Source organism: Planktotalea sp., from assembly GCF_049680325.1.
Classification (GTDB): Bacteria; Pseudomonadota; Alphaproteobacteria; order Rhodobacterales; family Rhodobacteraceae; genus Planktotalea.
In genome coordinates this window covers 1-2,782 of the sequence record NZ_JBAUHO010000012.1, presented here as the reverse complement: position 1 = coordinate 2,782, position 2,782 = coordinate 1, and the positions used below count along the sequence as shown (strand labels likewise).

Here is a 2,782-nt window from a genome sequence, read left to right as displayed (position 1 = left end):
GATGATGATCGCAGGGCCAGCATCCAGAAACATGCCAACGATAAACAAAAGCAAGTTGATAAGAAGCAGCAGGATCAAAGGATTGTCCGAAAGTCCAAGAATGATCGCGGCAAGTTGCTCTGGCGCGTGCGACAGGCTGACCACGGTTTTGAACGCCATCGCGGCACCAACCAGCAAGAGCACGACAGCAGATGTGCTGGCCGCTTTCATCAGGATAAGCGGCATGTCCTTCATGCGCAGCGTGCGCAAGATAAAGAAGCCGACAAGGACAGCATAGAAGACGGCGACGGCGGCCGCCTCGGTCGGGGTAAAGACGCCAACCAGAATCCCGCCCAGAATCAGGATGGGCGTTTGCAGTGGCACCATTGCGCGTTTGCAGACCATACGGAAATCGTGGCTAACCAACTGGCGCACACCCAGAAAAAGCCCATGCGCCGCCAAAAGGCTACCGCCAAGCGAAAGCCAACTCGCTGTTGTGCTTGCGCCGTCCCCAAGCGGAACGAACGACCAGATCACCAAAGCAATGTTGAAACGAACCAGAACGAAGGACACCCACCATTCCACGCGCCCCATTTTGGTGCCCTTCAAAACAACGCGTTTGGCGGCTGGCAGATTGTATTTGTCCGCAGTCAAGCGGACCATGACCATCAACCCGATGCCAACCAGAATGCCGGGCACAATGCCTGCAAGGAATAGCGCAGCGACGCTTTCGCCCATGACATAGGCGTAGATAATCATAATGCCCGAGGGTGGGATGATGGGCCCGATAACAGAGGAGGCGGCAGTGATCGCGGCGGCGTATCGACGGGTGTAGCCTTCTTTCTCCATCGCGGGGACAAGCATGGAGCCAAGCGCAGAGGTGTCCGCAACAGCCGATCCGGACAGGCCCGCGAAAAGCATGGAGGACAGCACGTTCACCTGTGCAAGGCCACCGCGCAGATGCCCCATCAGGGCCTGCGAAAATTCAACAAGCCGTTCAGTGATGCCGCCGCGGTTCATCAGCTCGCCCGCAAGCATGAAGAAGGGGATCGCCATAAGCGGAAAGCTGTCCATGCCGTTGTAGACATTGCGGTAAAGCAGGGCGATGTCGCGCTCTTGGCCATTGAGATAAAGCAATATGCCCGGCGCTGCGAGGAGCCCGAAAAAGACCGGTAGCCCGATCATCAAAAGGACAAGGAAGACAGGAAGGAACCAGATCAGCATCTATTCGGCCCCTGCAAAATCGATATCCGAAAGCGGCTTTAGCGTTCCGCCGCCTCCCGTAAGGGTGATGAGGCTTCGCAAAATCAGCTCGATGTTCACGATCGTTAACAGGATGAAACCGACAAGCAGCGACATATACATCCATGCAAGCGCGAGTTTGAAGCTTTTGCCGCCGACCCAATCCAGAGGAACCCAAAGCGTCGCAGATTTGAAATTCCACGACATGCCGCCGGAATGGTCCATGCCTAGCTTTACAGCCATAAGCAAAACCAGCAGCGAAACGCTCAGCAGGAACAGCGAGACCAGCGCCGCAAGCGCGCGGGGCAAAGCGCGCTCGAACATGTCAATCGCAACAAAACCACCGACACGATAGGCGGATGGGGCCATCAAGCCAGTCATCCATAGCATCAAAAAGCGCGCGGCTTCGTCGGGCCATGGTTGGGCATTATTCAGCACATACCGGAAAAACACCTGTACGAGGATGCAAACGACCATCAAGGCAATGCAGGCCACAGCGATGCCGCGCCCGATAGGCAAGACAAGATCATTAAAGATCTGAAACGGGGCCAATAGCCCGCGCAGTAGTCCCATTCTCGTCTCCTCCCAGATATCCGCACTTGTATTTTTGTGATGCGAATAGACGATTTATGTTTCTGAAAAGCCCCCATACTTTCCAGAATAGAACATTAAAGGCGTTCCGGCCTGTGTGCTCACCCGTGTCACGCGGCCAACGACGATGGCATGATCGCCTGCGTCATGGACCGCTTCGCGGGTGCATTCAAAGCGCGACAAGCAATGTGAAATCAGCGGCACCCGTTTTGAGCAAGCATGCCAGTCAAATCCGTCAAACACGCTGCCATCCTTTGAGAAACCGCTGCAAATGCCGGATTGCACGTCAGACATGATGTGGATCGCGAAATGCTCTGCTTTTGTAAATGCCTCAAAGCGTTTGCTTGCCTTCGCGGGCGACCAAAGAACCAGAGCGGGATCAAGTGAAACAGAAGCAAAGCTATTGGCCGTAATACCCAAAGGGCCCATGTCGCTATTACAGGTAATGACCGTGACACCCGTCGCAAATCGTCCCAAAGCATCACGAAACGCGCGCGCTGTATCTGCCCCCGGCTCAAAGCTATCGGGTAGCGGAAGAGGAGGCATTTCGCGGCTCATGGAACCTCGTTACCCAAAGCGATGGTGTAAAGTTCAAACCAGGTTTGACGGTCGATTTTCACCTTCAGCGCGTCACTGATTTTAGCAATCCGCTCTAACGAATTGGTGCCAAGCACGGGCATAATACGCGCGGGATGCGCAAGGAGCCATGCCACAGCAACGGCCGTTTCATCCGCTCCAAAAGGTTCACCTACTGCCTTCAAAGCCTCTAGCAGTGCCTTGTTTTCATTTGAAAAAAGCGCACCCCCAGCAAGCGGCGACCAGGCCATCGGCGCGACTTTGCGTTCCTGCAAATACGCGACATCGCCATTGGTGAAACCTTCATGGGCGAGCAGTGATAGCTCGATCTGGTTTGTTGCAAGCGGTGTACTCATCGCGGATTGCAGCAAACTCCAATCCTGCAGTTTGAAGT

At 54.9% G+C, this 2,782-nt stretch carries 4 protein-coding genes; all 4 read right to left on the bottom strand.

The features are described 5' to 3' along the window. On the bottom strand, window positions 1-1,203 hold a 1,203-nt coding region (locus tag WBC85_RS00555; protein ID WP_424432737.1), incomplete at its 3' end, for a TRAP transporter large permease. After that, window positions 1,204-1,794: a TRAP transporter small permease gene (locus WBC85_RS00550; protein WP_424432736.1), complete on the bottom strand. Its 591-nt coding sequence runs from the start codon at window positions 1,792-1,794 to the stop codon at window positions 1,204-1,206. A 54-nt stretch (window positions 1,795-1,848) separates the two neighbouring features. Beyond that, entirely contained in the window at window positions 1,849-2,370 is a 522-nt protein-coding gene (locus WBC85_RS00545) for a flavin reductase family protein (RefSeq protein WP_424432735.1), read from the bottom strand. Then, on the bottom strand, window positions 2,367-2,782 hold a 416-nt coding region (locus WBC85_RS00540; protein ID WP_424432734.1), incomplete at its 5' end, for an aldo/keto reductase. The genes WBC85_RS00545 and WBC85_RS00540, both read right to left, overlap by 4 nt.